A 17,230-nucleotide genomic window follows, 5' to 3' on the forward strand; every position below is an offset into this window, starting at 1 on the left:
AAAGCTATGTCGTATTTATTTGGCAAGTCTTAATCCGGTGAACTGCCATCTTAAATGGGGGTGGAAAAAATTTCTATATGTAGGTCGGGTATGTTTTTCCGGTGTGGCCACAGAGCCTCCACGAAGTACTTTTTGATTTACCATGAATTTTCCATTGTACTCACCAAGAGCTCCATCTGCTTTTTGATAATTGGGATAGGGCAAATAAGCGCTTTCTGTCCACTCCCAACGTTTGCCCCAAGGAAAAAATGCCTGGGCGGCTTCCCATTCAAATTCCGTGGGAATTCTATACCCTTTCCATTGGGCGTAGGCAAAAGCTTCAAAATATGAAATATGGGTTATGGAGGCATAGGGATCAATTTTTTTGAGTCCATGGGAGGTGTAATGGTGCCACTTCTCATCTACATTGTGCCAATAAAAGGGAGCGGAAATCTGGTTTTGGTTCACCCAATCCCATCCTTCGGCATGCCATAGGTCAAAACGTTGGTATCCGCCGGCTTCAATGAATTCAAGATATTCGCTATTTGTGACCAGTTTGTTTGAAATGTGATAGGGCTGTAGATACACTTTATGCCTTCCCAGCTCATTGTCATAACAAAATTCCGAAGAGTCGTGCCCAATTTCATAGATGCCTTCTTCCATAGAAATCCAGTCCTGTTGATGGGTTTCCACAGGATGGTCCTGAAAGGTGTCCGAATAGATTGGTAAAAGAGGGTTGTTTCCCAAAATATACTTGATATCGGTCAACAACAGCTCTTGATGTTGCTTCTCATGGTGAATTCCAATTTCCAACAGGGAATTGAGCTCATCATTTTGCGCTTCAGAAAAAAGCTTTTTGATGCCCTCCGTAACATAAGTTCGGTATTCGTACACTTTTTTTACTGAAGGTCTAGAGAGGTTTCCGCGGTCCGACCGAATCACCCGCTTCCCAACCGTTTCATAATAACTGTTGAAGACAAATGAAAAGTCATCATCAAACAGTTGATAGTTTTGAAGGTGTGGCTTCAAGATAAATTCCTCAAAAAACCAGGTGGTATGCCCCAAGTGCCATTTGGGTGGACTCACATCTACCACGGGTTGAACCACATAGTCTTCAATTTCCAAAGGTTCGCACAAAGTTTCGGTGTGCTTACGGGTTTCCAAAAAGAAATCCAACAGGGAATCAGTTAGAATCATTGTTTAAGTTTACTCTTTAAAGATAATGAATAATGGTTTAGGCCATGGAATATACAGGAAGGCTAAAAGTAAAGGAAGTGCCTTCCTCAGGCTTGCTAAAAACTTTGATGCTGCTATCGTGTATTTCCATGATTTTCTTTACGATGGCTAGACCAAGACCGGTACCTTCTTTCTCTTGGCCAATTTTGGTTTGTCTGTAGCGCTCAAAAATCAATGCCTGGTTATCCTTTTTAATTCCTGGACCGGAATCTTGTATGGTTACCTGTACATCGTTGTCCATGGTTTCTATTTTAACGGTGACCTTCCCACCTTCAGGGGTGAACTTTAGCGCATTGTCCATTAAATTTTGAATGGCACGCTCTACCAGCGAAATGTCGGCAAATACCAGGGGTATGCCCTCTTGCATGGAAAGTTGAAGGTCAATGTTCTTTTTTTCGGCCAATAGCGAATAATTTCTATGGATGTCGTTGGCCAGTTCACTGATCAGGAAAGGTTCCTTCTCAGGTTCAATTTGGTTGGCCTCCAGCTTTGAGTATTCAAAAAGCTGGGAGACCAGTTTGGAAAGCCGTTCACTGCTACGGGTAACTGTCTGAAGGTACTTTGCCCGTTCTTCGGATGAAAGTTCGGCGTCTTTCATGTGCAGTGTTTCAATATAGCCTTGTATAATGGATAGTGGTGTTCTTAGATCATGTGAAATATTGGCAATCAGCTCTTGCCTTAGTTGTTCCACGGATTTTATTTTTTCAATATCAGACAAGATGGTGTCTGCCATGCTATTGTAGGTACTGGCAACATTGGCCAGATCGGTTTTCTCTGCATTTTCAATTCGATATTGCAAATCACCCTGCTGGAACCGTTTGGCGGCATAGATGATTTTTCTAAGGCTTCTGGTGAGGTACCAAATGGCCAGTACCCCCAAAAGAGTGGCAAAAATCAAAGTCAATATAGAACCGCCGAGCCCCAATCGCATAAAATAACTGTTGAACAGATCACTGCGGGTGGCCAAAAAATCCTCACCCGCCAAGATGATGTACATATAGCCTTCCTGTCCGTTTTTGGAGAAGTGAGCCGCTGAAAAAATGGTTTGTTTGGATAAATCTTTGGGGTCGTCACCCAGGGTATAATTGCTCCCCTTTTCATTGATGAACTTTTCAATGGGAGCAAGGTTTACCCTTTTTTGTTTGGTCTCAGGTGCATCATGGTCCAGTACCACAGAGTATTTAACATACCCTTCTTCATCCAAAAGGTACACCTCAATTGCCCGGTTAACGGCCATCATGTCATGCATGAGGTCTCCAAAAAGAGCTTTGTTCACTGCCCCGGTTGAATCGAATGGGTGGGAATTTTTAAATTTTTCATCGATGAGGTCTTGGGCTAGATTGGCATGTAACCGTTGGGTGGTCTCGTAAAAGTATTTGTTGGACAAATAAATGGAGGTGATGGTATAGCCAATACCTGCCAACAACAGTATGGTAAGGAATGAAAGTGTCAGTTTTAGGATAAACCTTATGGAAAGTATGTTGTTTTTCATGGGTTGGATTGGTTATGCTTCCACTAGCTCCTCATTAAATTTATAGCCTACACCCCAAGTGGTTAAAATAAACTTGGGATTGCTCATATCCGGTTCTATCTTGGAGCGAAGTCGATTGATATGGGAGTTAACTGTATGCTCATAGCCTTGAAAATCGTAACCCCAAATCATATTTAGGAGTTTTGAACGGTCGTAACTCTTTCCTGGATTGGTTGAAAGAAGTACCAAAAGTTCAAATTCCTTGGGTGAGAGCTCTATTTTTTTACCATCTAGGAGCACCTTTCGCATGTCAATATCAATGGAAAGGATATCAAACTCCATAAGTTTAGGGTTCTTTTCAGGGTCAGATTCTGGAATGTCCATTTTTTGCCTTCTGAAAATAGCTTTTACACGAGCAATGAATTCGCGAACACTGAAAGGTTTGGTCAAATAGTCATCGGCTCCAACTTCGAGCCCTAAAACTTTGTCAATTTCTTCGGAGCGTGCTGTGAGCATCATGATAGGAGACAAAATATTCTTTGCCCTGATTTTTTGACAAACCTCTATACCATCCATTCCTGGAAGCATTACGTCCAAAATAATAAGGTCCGGTTTTTCATCGATAACCTTTTGTAGTCCAACATCACCTCGATCAGCAGTTGATACCTGACAGCCCAAATCCTTAAGATGGATTTCCAAAAGACTGATGATTTCCAAATCATCTTCTACGATGAGTACTTTTTTCATTGTTCAACAAATAAAAATGTTAAGTATCACAGAAAGTTCACCATTTCACATAATGTTTTGGGCCAATCCTTTACTAACAGTCCACTTTTGGTGCAATTCTTTACAAATTTTAATGCTTAAAGAATTAAATAGCTGAAAATCAATAGTTAAGGAATCTTTATTTTTCTGTGATACTTCTGCAACAACTTCGTTCTTCCTTTGTCCTGCAATCATAAAAAACAAGAACATGAACAACTTAAAATCTTTATTGATACTTTTTGGTATCGGAATTCTAATGTTCTCGTGCAGCGAGGACGATGACCAACAACCACAACCTGTTGAATTGGATGCAGGCACCCTATCTGGTGGGCCTTTTACCTTTATTGTGGATGGAACCCCAGATATGGTGACTGGGATTACCATAGAGCCGGGCAATTCACCTGATAGTAATCGCACCTATGTGATTACCGATGATGCCAACAACATTTTGGGACTTCCTCCAACGCTATCAGATGTGGAGGGTGTTGATTTTGATGCCGCGGGTACTGGAGTATGTTTTATTTGGTACTTGGTCTACGAGGATGGACTTACAGGTTTGGAAGTAGGGATGAACACTGATGATTTTACGGGTGAATATGACCTTTCCAACTCTATTACGGTAAACCGGAATGGTCTAAATGCTGGAACACTTTCTGGTGGACCTTTCTCTTTTACCGTTGATGGAACTCCAGATATGGTAAGCGGCATTACTCTGGATGACACCGGTTTGAACGGAACAAACCAAACCTATGTGATTACTGATGATGCCAACAATATTTTGGGATTACCCCCAACTCTTGAGGCTGTTGAAGGAGTGGACTTTGATGGCGCAGGCGTAGGGATTTGCTTCATCTGGCATCTGACCTACGAAGATGGGTTGACTGGATTGGAGGCTGGAAGCAATGTGTCCGATTTCAGTGGTAACTATGCCCTCTCCAATTCCATTACTGTGAACCGAAATGCGCTTAATGCAGGATCTCTGGCAGGAGGACCATATAACTTTATCGTGGACGGCACACCGGATATGGTAAGTGGAATCAGTTTGGATGCTACCGAACTGACAGGTTCCTTGCAACGTTGGGTAATTACGGACGACCAGAACAATATTCTCGGCTTGCCGCCGACTTTGGAAGCAGTGCAAGGTGTTGATTTTGACGCTGCAGGTGTTGGAGTCTGCTTGATCTGGCACATCACCTACGAAGATGGACTCGTAGGATTGGAGGCCGGTAAAAATGTTGCTGATCTGGATGGTTTCTACGGTCTTTCCAACTCCGTCACTGTAAATCGAAACGCGCTCAATGCCGGATCTTTGACAGGTGGGCCATACAACTTCACCGTGGACGGCACACCGGATATGGTAAGTGGAATCAGTTTGGATGCTACCGAACTGACAGGTTCCTTGCAACGTTTGGTAATTACGGACGACCAGAACAATATCCTTGGCTTGCCACCGACTTTGGAAGCAGTGGAAGGTGTTGATTTTGACGCTGCAGGTGTTGGAGTCTGTTTAATCTGGCACATCACCTACGAAGATGGACTTGTAGGATTGGAGGCAGGTAAAAATGTTGCTGATCTGGATGGTTTCTACGGTCTTTCCAATTCCGTTACTGTGAACCGAAATGCACTTAGTGCCGGAACCTTGTCTGGAGGTCCTTTTACCATTACCGTGGACGGTACTCCCGATATGGTAAGCGGAATCAGTTTGGACGCTTCCGAATTGACCGGAACCAACCAAACTTATGTGATTACGGATGACCAATACAATATTCTTGGCTTGCCACCGACTTTAGAAGCAGTGGAGGGTGTTGATTTTGATGCAGCAGGCGTTGGCATATGTTTAATCTGGCATTTGACCTACGAAGATGGGTTAACAGGTTTACAAGCGGGCATGAACCTGAATAATTTAGATGGTTTCTATGGTGTCTCCAATAGTATTATGGTGACAAGAAACTAAAAATTGAAAAAGAAAGTTAGAAGGTTGCTTTAATTGTTCGTTTGCAGACACCCGGGCTTAGGTCCGGGTGTTTTTACTTTGTAAGACAATTTTTCTGCCCTTGATTATTAACCATAATCCGAGGGCTACTTCGCCAAGCATGGGTATTATAAAAATCCACCCCATTATTTTGTTGAAATTGGAAAACTGGGGGAGGAGAAGACCGGAAAGGTGGGTAATCATATACCCAAAGAAACCTATGATCAACCAGATGCCCAGGATTTTTGGGACATAGCCCGATTTCCATGTTAAATACCCCACAAGGAAGATGTGCAACCCGAAGACCAGCAAACCTAGAGACCATAAGCTTTCAAATGAATCCATAAAAAACAAGACCTGTGTCCCCAATGCCGACACGTAGTTTTCATTGTTGATGAGCACAAGAATGTGGGCCAAATTGAGCATGGATGCCCCCAAAATAGCTGCATAGACCAATCGTAACCAAGCCGAGATCAATGACAGGCCCTTGTTCACGGGCTTTAGGAATTCATAAAGTCCCCAGGCCGCAAAAACATCACAAACCAAAATGATGATCCAACTGAGCACCCCCAGCCTAAAGGTCATTGCAGAGGCCCTTATGTTTTCTTCCGTGGCCGTTGCATTGCCGGATACAATAAGGGGGCCTATGGTCAAATCAGTGGCGGCGACGGCTGCCAGGGTCATAAGCACTATGGAAACCCCTGCAATCTGCGCAGCCTTTTGTATAGATATTTCAGACATTTTTTGCATTTTGAGGTTTTAAGAGGTTACTATTTGTACAATCGATACTCATCCACAGCCAGTTTTTTTACATTGCCCATGGTGTAGTGGTCGGCAAGGGTAAGACCCAACCCCTCTATCAACTTGATGCTTTTGATATTTCTTTGGTCTACAGGGTATTTGATGTACTCCACCTCCAGGTTTTTTATGCCCCAATGGAGCATGTAACTAACCACTTTTTTACCTATCCCTTTGCCCTGTATTTCTTTTTTGATCCATAATCCAAAGTGCGGTTGCTTGGTGGGAATAGAGTGAATGCCGCAGCAGCCAGCAAAGCTGTTGTTGTGCAAAATTACCCAAACCAGGTCATTGCCTTGCTGCATTTGGGTGATGGAATGCTCTGCAAAAGCTTTGGTCTCTTCAACTCGGGCGGGTGGATTGTCCAAGGGTAGAAATTGGATCACCTCCTCATCAAAACTGGCAAACATGTCCTCCACATAGTCCAGACTTATGGGAACCAGGGTGATATGATCATCGATATGGTGTTCCATGAAGGAGTTGCATTTTAACAAAGGTCATAATTTATTATGACCCTTATTATAAAAATAGGGGATAAATTTGACTGCTAATTTTTAATGTCCTTGGAAAAAGAACAACTACAACAATTGGAATATCTTATTGAGGAGGGCTATGGTTCCCCAACCGAATTGGCCAATATTTTGGATCTTGGGGTGGAAATGCTGTTCTATGTGGAGGAAGATACCTTTTCCCGAAGGGAAATACAGCAGGTGGCCTCGGCCATTAAAGGAATTGTTTGGGTTTTGAGGGGGTGTACTCCTTTTTGAATAATTGATTGAGGAAATCGGAACGGGTAATGTTTTATTTGATAATATCTATTAACTCAAATTGAATGTTAGTATTCATTCCCATAATTTTCTTAGCTTTAGTTATAGAGGAAATAGAATCCATTTCCTTAGTTCCATATTGCATTTCAATGTTTAAATTTCCACTTGTAAATAGATTTTGTTTGGAATTGAATATATGGTTAGATTTTCCCTTTAGAAAACAGAATAAATCTTTGTCTTGTTCAATTTCTTCCGGAAAATTTAGTTCAGATACATCAATTAGGGATTCCAGATGAAATTCCTCTCCTTTCATTTCAGCAATCTTTATTTGATTAAACCCCTTTACATTAAGATTATTTCCAAAGTAATTAAATGGAAAATTCATTTTAATGTTTGAAAATTGTCCAGTTGAAATTTTTTCTAAGGGAATAGGAAATAATGTTTTTGCGAGCATAGCATTTGATGTATTGTCAATTTGGCCAAAGATGTTCATATCTTGAAACAATACAGTGTTTGGCATTTCCATAGAATCTTTCTTGACTTCATCTCCCTTTTCATCAACGGATAATGAATATGATTTCATACTCATAAAAATCACATCAGCCAATCCATCTGACTTTATTTTTATTTTGAGCTTTCCATGAATAAGAGTGTGTTCTTTTTTATCATTAAAAAAGGGGTTGGAAGAAACTATCTTTTGAGAATAATCATATATAATAGCTTTTTTGTTTTCAAAATTCCATTTCAATTGGATTTCATCGTTAGAGAAGCTTAACATGAAAACCGCAAAACTTAAAATTATAAATACATTTTTCATCTGTTCTCTTACATTATGTTTATGTATAAATTCTAAACATAGTAGATGTTAAAAGGGATAACCAACCGTTACACAGCCACAACTCCTTTAATATGTGGGTGGGGGTCATAATTGAGCAGTTCAAAATCCTCAAAGGTAAAATCAAAAATGTTTGTTACCGATGGGTTCAACTTTATGGTAGGCAGGGGTCTAGGTTCTCTACTCAATTGCAGTTCCACCTGTTCCATATGGTTGGTATAGATATGGGCATCACCAAAGGTGTGCACAAATTCTCCTGGCTCATAACCACATACTTGTGCCATCATCAAGGTAAACAGTGCATAAGAGGCAATATTAAAGGGTACTCCCAAAAAGATATCCGCACTACGTTGGTACAGTTGGCAGGATAGTTTTCCATCTGCCACATAAAATTGGAAAAAGGCATGGCAGGGGGGTAGGGCCGCCTTGCCGTTGGCCACATTTTCTGCAAAGGATACTGAAGTATCGGGCAATACGCTAGGATTCCAAGCAGAGACTAAAAGTCTACGACTGTTCGGGTTGGTTTTTAAAGTTTCAATGACTTCTTTTATTTGATCTATCCCCTCGCTGTCCCAGTTACGCCATTGATGCCCATAAACAGGCCCCAAATCACCATTTTCATCTGCCCATTCGTTCCAGATACGAACGCCGTTCTCTTGCAGGTACTTTACATTGGTGTCTCCTTTTAAGAACCATAGCAACTCATAAATAATGGATTTGAGGTGTAATTTTTTGGTGGTCACCATTGGAAATCCTTCTGAGAGGTCAAACCGCATTTGGTAGCCAAAAACGCTCAATGTTCCTGTGCCAGTACGGTCACCTTTTTGGTTTCCGTGTTCTAGTACATGTTTTAATAAGTCGTGGTATTGTTTCATTCCTTTTCAAATATCACTTGTCATTTCGAACGAGCTTAGCGAAGAGAAATCTCAAAAGACATCTCGACTGCGCTCGATGTGACAGAAAAATAATCTGTCTAAGATACTTTAAGTATCGAACTAAGGAAAAAGAGTGTTGACTGACTTATGAAGATTTTATCAACGGAATTAACCCAAAATCATCCCTGCTATGGTGGCGGAAAGTAGGGAGGCCAAGGACCCTCCCAAAACAGCACGCATACCAAATTCTGAAAGTGTTTTACGCTGACCGGGGGCTAGGGAGCCAATACCTCCAATCTGTATGCCTATCGAAGCAAAATTGGCAAATCCGCAAAGCATATAGGTGGCCATGATTACAGATTTGTTATAAGTAAAATGCAGATTACTGGTCATGTCCTTTAATTCTGCCAGTTGAATGTATCCTACGAATTCACTAGCAGCCAGTTTTATGCCCAATAGTTGCCCCATGAGCATAATATCCTCGTTGGCTACACCGATTAACCACATCAATGGGGCAAAAACTGTTCCCAGAACGGCTTCTAAGGAGAAACTATCATAGGGGGAGTTGTCCGCAATCCAGCTATTGAGGGTGGTCCAGTCTCCGATAAGCCCAAGAATACCGTTGATCATGGCAATAAAGGCTACAAAGACTAACAACATGGCACCTACGTTCATGGCCAATTTGAGACCTTCTGTGGTTCCGTTGGAGATAGCATCCAAGATATTGGCTCCAATTTTTTCTGAGGAAACGTTTACGTCGGTATTTACTTTTTCAGTCTGCGGATATAAAATTTTGGAAACCACAATGGCGCCCGGAGCTGCCATTACCGAAGCTGCCAACAAGTGTTTTGCGAAAATCAATCGGAGTGCAGGGTCATCACCTCCCAAAAAACCTATATAGGCGGCCAAAACCGCACCTGCAACTGTAGCCATGCCTCCCACCATGACCAAGAAGATTTCTGAACGGTTCATTTTTTCCAAATAGGCCTTGATCAATAAGGGAGCTTCAGTCTGACCCAAAAAAATATTCCCGGCAACGGAAAGACTTTCAGCACCAGAAATGCCCAGTGATTTTGATAATAACCAAGCTAGGCCTTTAACCACTTTCTGAATGATGCCCAAATAGAACAATACCGAGGTGAGCGCAGAAAAGAATATAATGGTAGGGAGCACTTGAAATGCGAAAATAAATCCGAAAGTATCCATGTCCACCACCAAGCCTTCAAACAAGAACTTACTACCAACGCGGGTAAAATCCAATATGCTCACAAAAACCTGTCCTACCTTCTCAAAAATAAGCTGTACCAAGGGCACTTTTAGGACCCCAATGGCAATTAGAAGCTGTAAGGTCAGACCAATCCCTACCGTTTTCCAATTAATTGCCCTTCTATTGGCACTAAAAAGGAATGAAATCAATATCAAGGTTGCCATTCCCAAGGCTCCCCTCCATAGGCTGTTTATTGTGAAACCTTGGTTGGGAATAATTTCGGGTACAACTTCTTGAGATGAAACTTGAGTAACGGAGGTAGTTTCCAGTACAGTATTTACTGTATTTGCAGCTAGGCTATCTTGGCCAAAAGCGGCCACACATATGAACAGAAAAAGTGCAAGGAAACTTTTGGTTTTCTTTGGCATGTAGTTGGTTTATTTTCGCTTGGAAATTTCGTCCCGTAATTTGGCAGCCTTTTCGTAGTCTTCATTGGCTACTGCCTTATCCAATTCTTTATGAAGTTCTTCAAGTGAAAGCTCACGGAACCCATGGGTGGAAGAACCCGACTCAATCTCAACGGTTTCCCCTTCCTGAAGGATCTCATCTACGACTATGCTGTCGTCATCCTCATTTTCGTCGCTTTCCTTTGAAGAGAACTTAAGGAAGATTCCAGCTTTGTCCAAAATAGTCTTGTAGGTGAAAATTGGCGCATCAAAACGGAGTGCCAATGCTATGGCATCGCTGGTTCTGGCATCTATGATTTCTTCAACATTATCCCTTTCACATATGATACTGGAATAAAAGACCCCATCTACCAATTTATGAATGATGACCTGTTTGACCACAATCTGGAAACGGTCCGCAAAATTCTTAAAAAGATCATGGGTGAGTGGTCTGGGTGGTTTTATTTCCTTTTCTAGGGCTATTGCAATGGACTGCGCTTCAAAAGCACCAATAACAATTGGCAATTTTCGGTCCCCATCAACCTCATTCAAAATAAGGGCGTATGCGCCATTTTGGGTTTGGCTGTATGATATTCCCTTTATTTTTAACCGTACTAAGCTCATATTCTCCTCCTAAAACCAAAAAAGGCTGTTCAAATAAGTGGCACTACCAGTTATCTGAACAGCCCCTTGCAGAGGGCAAATTAACAAAATTTAAGCGTTTTGGGCTTTAAATTCCTTTAATTTTTCGATGAGTTTGGGCACTACCTCAAAGGCATCACCAACAATACCATAATCCGCTGCCTTAAAGAAAGGAGCTTCTGGATCGTTATTGATAACCACTTTGGTTTTGGAGGCACTTACTCCCGCCAAATGTTGAATTGCGCCAGAAATACCAATGGCTATGTACAGATTACTGGCTACGGGTTTTCCAGTTTGTCCCACGTGCTCTCCATGAGGTCTCCATCCTAAATCGGATACGGGTTTAGAGCAAGCCGTGGCAGCTCCTAAAATCTCAGCCAATTCTTCTACCATTCCCCAATTTTCTGGGCCTTTTAGTCCACGACCTCCAGATACTACAATGTCAGCATCGGCAATGGTAGCTTTTCCTACTACTTTGTCCACATCTACAGATTTTGTAGTGAAATCTGCATCGCCCAGGGCAGGGGAGAAATCCTCCACTGAAGCGGAAACATTGTTTTCAACCATTCCAAAGGCATTATTGGAAACACCGATTACTTTAACCTCCGAGCTAATCTCGGTATGTGCAAAGCCTTTGTTACTGAATGCTGTTCTTTTTACTACAAATGGTGAGGTGCTTTCCGGAGCTGCTACCACATTGGGAACATATCCTCCGTTTAGTTTGGTAGCAAGAATAGGGGCCAAAAACTTGGTGTCGGCACTTGAACTTACTATGATTACTTTGGCACCTTCTGCTTCGGCAGCCTGAGTTAATGCGTTTGCATAGGCTTTTGCATTAAAGGTGTCCAGCTGGTCATTACTGATCTTAAGAATTTTTGAGACTCCATAAGTGCCTAGAATATCATCTTCATTGGCATTGATGGTTACTGCGGTTACAGTGTCGCCAAGTTCCTGGGCCACTTTGTGGGCGTATGAGGCAACTTCGAAAGCGTTCTTTTTGAACTTTCCTTTATCTGATTCTGTATATACTAATACTGGCATGTTTTCTAGATTCTAATTTTAAATAGCTTTGGCTTCATTGTGCAAAAGGTCCACCAACTCACCTACATTGTCGGCGTCAACCAGTTTTACGGGACCTTTGGCAGCAGGTTTTTCAAATTTTTGGTCCTGAGTGGGCTTTGGGGCGTCCACTGGTTCAACTACATTGAGAACCTTTTTTCTTGCCATCATAATTCCACGCATATTGGGAATACGAAGGTCACTTTCTTCCACCAATCCTTTTTGTCCACCAATTACCAAGGGCAATTCAGTGCTAATGGTTTCTTTTCCACCATCAATTTCACGTAATGCGGTGGCATTTGAGCCGTCTATTTCCAAACCTATACAAGTGTTCACAAAATTCATGTCGAGAAGCGTTGCCACCATGCCCGGAACCATACCGCCATTGTAATCAATGGATTCTCTTCCGGCAATAACAAGGTCGTAACCTCCATTTTTGATTACTTCCGCAAGTTGCCTTGCCACAAAAAAACCATCGGTTGGTTCTGCGTTGATTCGAATTGCTTCATCTGCTCCAATGGCCAAAGCCTTTCGAATGGTTGGTTCGGTCTGGGGACCGCCTACAGTGGCTACGTGCACTGCCGCTCCCTGCTTTTCTTTGAACCACATGGCCCGGGTAAGACCAAACTCGTCATTGGGATTTATAACAAATTGCACCCCGTTTGTGTCAAACTTGGTATCCCCTTCCGTAAAATTGATTTTGGAAGTGGTGTCCGGTACGTTGCTAATGCAAACTAAAATCTTCATAGGTGTTATACATTTTATGGCCCCAAAGATAGGTATAAATTATATAATTTATTATGCATGCATAATAAATTTTGTTCAATTTTTTTGCTTTTTCCAAAAGGGTTGTTCTTGCAGTTTTTGCTATTTTTGCATGCGCTTTTTAGCACACAAAAAGAAACCTATTAGAACGATTCTATGAAAACACTACAATTCAGGGAAGCGATTGCCGAGGCCATGTCCGAAGAAATGCGAAGTGATGATTCCATTTATTTGATGGGAGAGGAGGTTGCCGAGTACAACGGAGCTTATAAGGCTTCCAAGGGAATGTTGGACGAGTTTGGCCCGGAGAGGGTATTGGATACACCTATCTCTGAGTTGGGTTTTGCTGGAATAGGAGTAGGTTCCGCCATGAACGGGAACCGTCCCATTATAGAGTTTATGACCTTTAACTTTTCTTTGGTCGGAATTGACCAAATCATAAATAATGCGGCTAAGATCAGGCAAATGTCCGGAGGACAGTTTAATTGCCCCATTGTGTTTAGAGGACCAACAGCTTCAGCTGGACAATTGGCCGCTACGCACTCCCAAGCTTTTGAAAGCTGGTATGCCAACTGCCCGGGACTCAAAGTTGTGGTACCTTCAAACCCAGCCGATGCCAAAGGGTTGTTGAAGTCCTCAATCCGTGATGATGATCCAGTGATTTTTATGGAATCAGAACAGATGTATGGTGATAAAGGAGAGGTTCCAGAGGGAGAATACACCATTCCATTGGGTGTGGCGGATATCAAAAGAGAAGGAACGGACGTAACCATTGTTTCCTTCGGAAAAATTATCAAAGAGGCATACAAAGCGGCTGATGAATTGGAAAAAGAAGGAATAAGCTGCGAAATCATTGATTTACGTACCGTGCGACCAATGGACCATGATGCTATTCTTAATTCCGTGAAGAAAACCAACAGAATGGTAATTTTGGAAGAGGCTTGGCCTTTTGGCAATGTGGCGACGGAAATTATATACCATGTTCAGGACAAGGCGTTCGATTATTTGGATGCCCCCATCGTAAAACTTAATACGGCTGATACACCAGCACCGTATTCACCTGTTTTATTGGCAGAATGGCTTCCCAATCACAATGATGTGATCAAAGCTGTTAAGAAAGTGTTATATAAGTAAAGGAATAAGATTTGTAAACTATATTAGCCCCGCAAATTTTTTGCTGGGGCTTTTTTTTAAGGAACAGTTTTTGATTAGAAATTACTTTTTTGCCAAATAGTACCAAAATGATGAAAAAACCTACGTAGGATTTTTTTCGGTAGTCCCATATATCAAAAACATGAAACGATTTCTTGTTGTTTTTTCCTTTCTATCTTTTTTTTCGGTTTTCTCGCAGACCAAAGTTGGTGGTATTATAGTGGATGAATCGGGTCAACCGGTAGCCTTTGCCAACATAATCTTTAAAGATTCCTATGAAGGAACCATTACCAATGATAATGGTCGATTCTATTTAGAGTCTGACGATACTTACGAAACTATTGTGGTATCCTTTATTGGCTACGAGACCAAAGAGATTCCACTGCCCCAAAAAGTCAACTACGATCTGGAAATTGTGCTCAATGAAACGGCAGAGCAACTCAAGGAAGTTGTGGTATACACAGGAAAACAATCAAAAAAGGATAATCCTGCGATTGAGATTCTGAAAAAGATATGGGCGAAGAAAAGAGAGAATGGGGTCCGTAAATTTAAACAGTACCAATACGATAAGTACGAGAAAATTGAGTTTGACCTGAATACCATAGACAGCGCTATGATCAAGAGCAAGCTGTTCAAAGGGCTCGAATTTATGTTTGATAATCTTGATACTTCCCGCGTAACTGGAAAAACCTACCTCCCTTTCTTTTTAAATGAGAGTTTTTCCAGGGTTTACGGAGATAACCAATTCCAAAGGGAAAAAGAAGATGTGCTAGGAAACAAAAACTCTGGTTTTGAAGGTAATCAGGCCATCACGGCTTTTGTGGAAGACCTTTATTCAGATTATGACATTTACAATAACTATTTGAAGTTCTTTGATAAAAGTTTTACCAGTCCCTTATCAAAAACAGGAGTGGATACATATAATTATGTATTATCGGACAGTACCTATATAGATGACAAATGGTGCTACAACATCATCTATTATCCCAGACGAAAGAACGAGCTTACGTTTAAGGGGGATTTTTGGGTAAACGATACCACATATGCGATTAAAAAAATCAATATGCAGGTCACTAAAAGTGCCAACATCAATTGGGTGAAGGAAATTTATATTGAGCAGGATTTTGATGTGGTCAATGACTCTGTGTTTCTTTTGAAAAGGGATTACATGCTGAGTGATTTCAGTTTTTCCAAAAAAGAAAAATCAAAGGGTGTGTATGGCAAACGCACCACGGTCTATGACAATTATGCTTTTGATATCAAAAGACAGGAAGAATTCTATAAAACTGCGTCTGACCCTTATGATCCAAGGATTTTTAGACGGGACAGCACCTTTTGGAAAAATGCCCGTTTGGAGAGTTTGAACGATGACGAATCGGGAATCTTCAAAATGTTGGATACGTTGAAGACCGTTCCTAAATTTAAGACCTACTATGACATTGTCAGTATTCTGAGTTCGGGATATGTGGAAATTGACAAATGGAACATAGACCTTGGTGATATTTACAGCACCTTTGGTTTCAATGATGCCGAAGGAACCAGAATTCGAGCAGGAGCCCGAACCTATTTTGGCCAGAATGATACCTGGCGCTTGGAAGGCTATATGGCCTATGGATTTTCGGATAGAAAATTCAAACACGGATTTTCGGGGAAATTCCTGTTGGACAGAAAAACTAGACTAATCCTCTCAGGAGGAAACAGAAGGGATATTGAACAGCTGGGTCTTAGCCTTACCAGTACCAATGATGTATTGGGAAGGAGTATAGCCTCGTCGTCTTTGGTGACGGTGGGATCAAATGATCGACTGACCAACATCAATTTATCTACACTGGGCCTTGAGATGGAACCTGTAAAGAATTTTAGAATACGGTTCGGAGGTTCTTTCCGTACCCTGGGTTCTGCGCTTCCTGATGCCTTTAGTCTGGACTATGTGGATGCGGATTCTCCAACGGGAGTATCTTCAGAAGTAAAACAGTTTGACCTAACCTCTACTTTGATCTATACCCCAGGAAAAAGAACCATTGGATATGGTGTAGAAAGATTGAACATCAACGATAACCATAGTACTTTGGTCTTGAGCTATACCAAAGGTATAGAAGGTTTTTTGGAAAGTGATTTTGATTATGAACGCCTTCAGTTTTCTTATAAGCAGCCGTGGCAAATTGGAGGGTTTGGTAGGCTGACCAGCAGTTTGGAGCTGGGTAAGACTTTTGGGGAGGTTCCTTTGGGATTGTTGAGTGTTGTTCCCGGAAACCAGACATTGTTTTCATTGTACAATACATTTCCCAATCTCGATTTTTACGAATTTGTGACCGATACCTATGCAACCTTGCATTTGGAGCACAATTTTAACGGAAGGTTATTTTCTAGGGTTCCTTTGCTTAGAAAATTCAATCTAAGGGAAATTGTGGCACTAAGAGGGGCTTGGGGTCAACTTTCCGATGAAAACATTGCCTTGAGTGCTCCTACAAATATTCCTTTGATCGCTCCCGATGAAAAGATTTATTGGGAATATTCCTTTGGAGTTGGGAACATATTTAAAATCCTGCGGATAGACTTCAATTTCCGTGGCAACTATTTGGACAACCCAGATGCCCGACGCTTTGGGATTACAGGAACCTTTGGATTTAATTTTTAATTAATATTAAAGACCCAATTTCTTCAACCCAATCCACTTCTACTACCTATTTTTGCAAAAAATAAAATAATGTCCAAAAAGAAGCAGGTTACCTTTGATGTATTGATAGAAATCCCAAAAGGAAGCAGGAACAAGTACGAATATGATTTCGCCCTCAATAAAATCCGGTTTGATCGTACTCTTTTTTCCTCAATGATGTATCCTGGAGATTATGGTTTTGTGCCCGAGACCCTGGCCTTGGACCAAGACCCGCTTGATGTGTTGGTGCTGGGAACAGAGCCCACCTATCCAATGGTGGTGATGGAGGTGAAGCCAATAGGGGTATTCCATATGACAGATGAAAAAGGACCCGATGAAAAAATCATCTGCGTACCCATATCAGACCCCATTTGGAACAAAAGAAACGACATCAAAGATTTGAATCCGCATCGTCTTAAGGAAATTGAACACTTCTTCCAGGTATATAAAGATTTGGAGGAAAAGAAAGTTGATACCGGAGGTTGGGGAGATGTAAACGAAGCGATTGAAATTTATCATCAATGCGTAAAACGTTACGAGGAAAGCGAACACAAAAAGAAACGCACCTTTACTATTTAATGATTTTGCAAACAGATATATGCGCT

General features: G+C 41.5%; 16 protein-coding genes. 5 read left to right on the plus strand and 11 right to left on the minus strand.

Translation table 11 applies throughout. The features are described 5' to 3' along the window. Window positions 1-15: 15 nt before the first annotated feature. The 3 genes from egtB to DX873_RS14210 are packed head-to-tail and all read right to left on the minus strand — an operon-like array spanning window position 16 to window position 3,433. Window positions 16-1,176 (minus strand): ergothioneine biosynthesis protein EgtB, encoded by a 1,161-nt coding sequence (gene egtB / locus DX873_RS14200; protein ID WP_116185136.1) that lies wholly within the window; start codon window positions 1,174-1,176, stop codon window positions 16-18. 37 nt (window positions 1,177-1,213) lie between these two features. Then, entirely contained in the window at window positions 1,214-2,707 is a 1,494-nt protein-coding gene (locus tag DX873_RS14205) for a sensor histidine kinase (protein WP_116185137.1), read from the minus strand. A 12-nt stretch (window positions 2,708-2,719) separates the two neighbouring features. Beyond that, window positions 2,720-3,433, minus strand: coding sequence for a response regulator transcription factor (locus tag DX873_RS14210; protein WP_116185138.1), 714 nt, complete (start codon window positions 3,431-3,433; stop codon window positions 2,720-2,722). A 226-nt stretch (window positions 3,434-3,659) separates the two neighbouring features. Here DX873_RS14210 and DX873_RS14220 point away from each other — a divergent pair, with 226 nt between their 5' ends. Then, window positions 3,660-5,405 carry a hypothetical protein gene (locus DX873_RS14220; protein ID WP_232520944.1) on the plus strand — a complete coding sequence of 582 codons (1,746 nt, stop codon included), beginning with the start codon at window positions 3,660-3,662 and terminating at the stop codon, window positions 5,403-5,405. A 57-nt stretch (window positions 5,406-5,462) separates the two neighbouring features. On the opposite strand, the gene DX873_RS14225 is transcribed toward DX873_RS14220, so the two are convergent. Next, a complete protein-coding gene (locus DX873_RS14225; RefSeq protein WP_181899518.1) occupies window positions 5,463-6,164 on the minus strand; it encodes a DUF4386 domain-containing protein in 702 nt (233 codons plus the stop codon). A gap of 29 nt (window positions 6,165-6,193) precedes the next feature. Then, window positions 6,194-6,694 carry a GNAT family N-acetyltransferase gene (locus DX873_RS14230; protein ID WP_116185141.1) on the minus strand — a complete coding sequence of 167 codons (501 nt, stop codon included), beginning with the start codon at window positions 6,692-6,694 and terminating at the stop codon, window positions 6,194-6,196. 90 nt (window positions 6,695-6,784) lie between these two features. Here DX873_RS14230 and DX873_RS14235 point away from each other — a divergent pair, with 90 nt between their 5' ends. After that, complete coding sequence (locus DX873_RS14235; protein WP_232520945.1) at window positions 6,785-6,988, plus strand: hypothetical protein; 204 nt, start codon at window positions 6,785-6,787, stop codon at window positions 6,986-6,988. A 34-nt stretch (window positions 6,989-7,022) separates the two neighbouring features. Here the strand turns inward: DX873_RS14235 and DX873_RS14240 are convergent, their stop codons facing one another. The 6 genes from DX873_RS14240 to DX873_RS14265 all read right to left on the minus strand — a co-directional run bounded on the left by DX873_RS14240 (window position 7,023) and on the right by DX873_RS14265 (window position 12,799). Beyond that, window positions 7,023-7,805 (minus strand): hypothetical protein, encoded by a 783-nt coding sequence (locus DX873_RS14240; RefSeq protein ID WP_116185143.1) that lies wholly within the window; start codon window positions 7,803-7,805, stop codon window positions 7,023-7,025. A 68-nt stretch (window positions 7,806-7,873) separates the two neighbouring features. Next, window positions 7,874-8,698, minus strand: a complete 825-nt coding sequence (locus DX873_RS14245) for a thymidylate synthase (protein WP_116185144.1) — start codon at window positions 8,696-8,698, stop codon at window positions 7,874-7,876. A gap of 168 nt (window positions 8,699-8,866) precedes the next feature. Continuing rightward, window positions 8,867-10,333 carry a NupC/NupG family nucleoside CNT transporter gene (locus DX873_RS14250; protein ID WP_116185145.1) on the minus strand — a complete coding sequence of 489 codons (1,467 nt, stop codon included), beginning with the start codon at window positions 10,331-10,333 and terminating at the stop codon, window positions 8,867-8,869. 9 nt (window positions 10,334-10,342) lie between these two features. Continuing rightward, complete coding sequence (locus DX873_RS14255; protein ID WP_116185146.1) at window positions 10,343-10,975, minus strand: bifunctional nuclease family protein; 633 nt, start codon at window positions 10,973-10,975, stop codon at window positions 10,343-10,345. A gap of 90 nt (window positions 10,976-11,065) precedes the next feature. Beyond that, the gene (locus DX873_RS14260) at window positions 11,066-12,034 is read right to left on the minus strand and encodes an electron transfer flavoprotein subunit alpha/FixB family protein (RefSeq protein WP_116185147.1); all 969 of its coding nucleotides are present in this window, start codon (window positions 12,032-12,034) and stop codon (window positions 11,066-11,068) included. A gap of 18 nt (window positions 12,035-12,052) precedes the next feature. Next, window positions 12,053-12,799: an electron transfer flavoprotein subunit beta/FixA family protein gene (locus tag DX873_RS14265; RefSeq protein ID WP_116185148.1), complete on the minus strand. Its 747-nt coding sequence runs from the start codon at window positions 12,797-12,799 to the stop codon at window positions 12,053-12,055. Between the two features lie 174 nt (window positions 12,800-12,973). Here DX873_RS14265 and DX873_RS14270 point away from each other — a divergent pair, with 174 nt between their 5' ends. The 3 genes from DX873_RS14270 (at window position 12,974) to DX873_RS14280 (ending at window position 17,204) form a co-directional block, all read left to right on the plus strand. After that, window positions 12,974-13,951 carry a pyruvate dehydrogenase complex E1 component subunit beta gene (locus DX873_RS14270; RefSeq protein ID WP_116185149.1) on the plus strand — a complete coding sequence of 326 codons (978 nt, stop codon included), beginning with the start codon at window positions 12,974-12,976 and terminating at the stop codon, window positions 13,949-13,951. Between the two features lie 160 nt (window positions 13,952-14,111). Continuing rightward, complete coding sequence (locus tag DX873_RS14275; protein ID WP_116185150.1) at window positions 14,112-16,607, plus strand: DUF5686 and carboxypeptidase-like regulatory domain-containing protein; 2,496 nt, start codon at window positions 14,112-14,114, stop codon at window positions 16,605-16,607. A 69-nt stretch (window positions 16,608-16,676) separates the two neighbouring features. Next, a complete protein-coding gene (locus DX873_RS14280) occupies window positions 16,677-17,204 on the plus strand; it encodes an inorganic diphosphatase (RefSeq protein ID WP_116185151.1) in 528 nt (175 codons plus the stop codon). Window positions 17,205-17,230: the final 26 nt, after the last annotated feature.

The organism is Flagellimonas nanhaiensis, from assembly GCF_003382275.1.
In the GTDB taxonomy this organism is placed as follows: Bacteria; Bacteroidota; Bacteroidia; order Flavobacteriales; family Flavobacteriaceae; genus Flagellimonas; species Flagellimonas nanhaiensis.

Coding starts and splice junctions, on each gene's coding strand:
- egtB (WP_116185136.1), bottom strand. CDS start 1,176: ATGATTCTAACTGATTCCCTGTTGGATTTCTTTTTGGAAACCCGTAAG.
- DX873_RS14205 (WP_116185137.1), bottom strand. CDS start 2,707: ATGAAAAACAACATACTTTCCATAAGGTTTATCCTAAAACTGACACTT.
- DX873_RS14210 (WP_116185138.1), bottom strand. CDS start 3,433: ATGAAAAAAGTACTCATCGTAGAAGATGATTTGGAAATCATCAGTCTT.
- DX873_RS14220 (WP_232520944.1), top strand. CDS start 3,660: ATGAACAACTTAAAATCTTTATTGATACTTTTTGGTATCGGAATTCTA.
- DX873_RS14225 (WP_181899518.1), bottom strand. CDS start 6,164: ATGTCTGAAATATCTATACAAAAGGCTGCGCAGATTGCAGGGGTTTCC.
- DX873_RS14230 (WP_116185141.1), bottom strand. CDS start 6,694: ATGGAACACCATATCGATGATCATATCACCCTGGTTCCCATAAGTCTG.
- DX873_RS14240 (WP_116185143.1), bottom strand. CDS start 7,805: ATGAAAAATGTATTTATAATTTTAAGTTTTGCGGTTTTCATGTTAAGC.
- DX873_RS14245 (WP_116185144.1), bottom strand. CDS start 8,698: ATGAAACAATACCACGACTTATTAAAACATGTACTAGAACACGGAAAC.
- DX873_RS14250 (WP_116185145.1), bottom strand. CDS start 10,333: ATGCCAAAGAAAACCAAAAGTTTCCTTGCACTTTTTCTGTTCATATGT.
- DX873_RS14255 (WP_116185146.1), bottom strand. CDS start 10,975: ATGAGCTTAGTACGGTTAAAAATAAAGGGAATATCATACAGCCAAACC.
- DX873_RS14260 (WP_116185147.1), bottom strand. CDS start 12,034: ATGCCAGTATTAGTATATACAGAATCAGATAAAGGAAAGTTCAAAAAG.
- DX873_RS14265 (WP_116185148.1), bottom strand. CDS start 12,799: ATGAAGATTTTAGTTTGCATTAGCAACGTACCGGACACCACTTCCAAA.
- DX873_RS14270 (WP_116185149.1), top strand. CDS start 12,974: ATGAAAACACTACAATTCAGGGAAGCGATTGCCGAGGCCATGTCCGAA.
- DX873_RS14275 (WP_116185150.1), top strand. CDS start 14,112: ATGAAACGATTTCTTGTTGTTTTTTCCTTTCTATCTTTTTTTTCGGTT.
- DX873_RS14280 (WP_116185151.1), top strand. CDS start 16,677: ATGTCCAAAAAGAAGCAGGTTACCTTTGATGTATTGATAGAAATCCCA.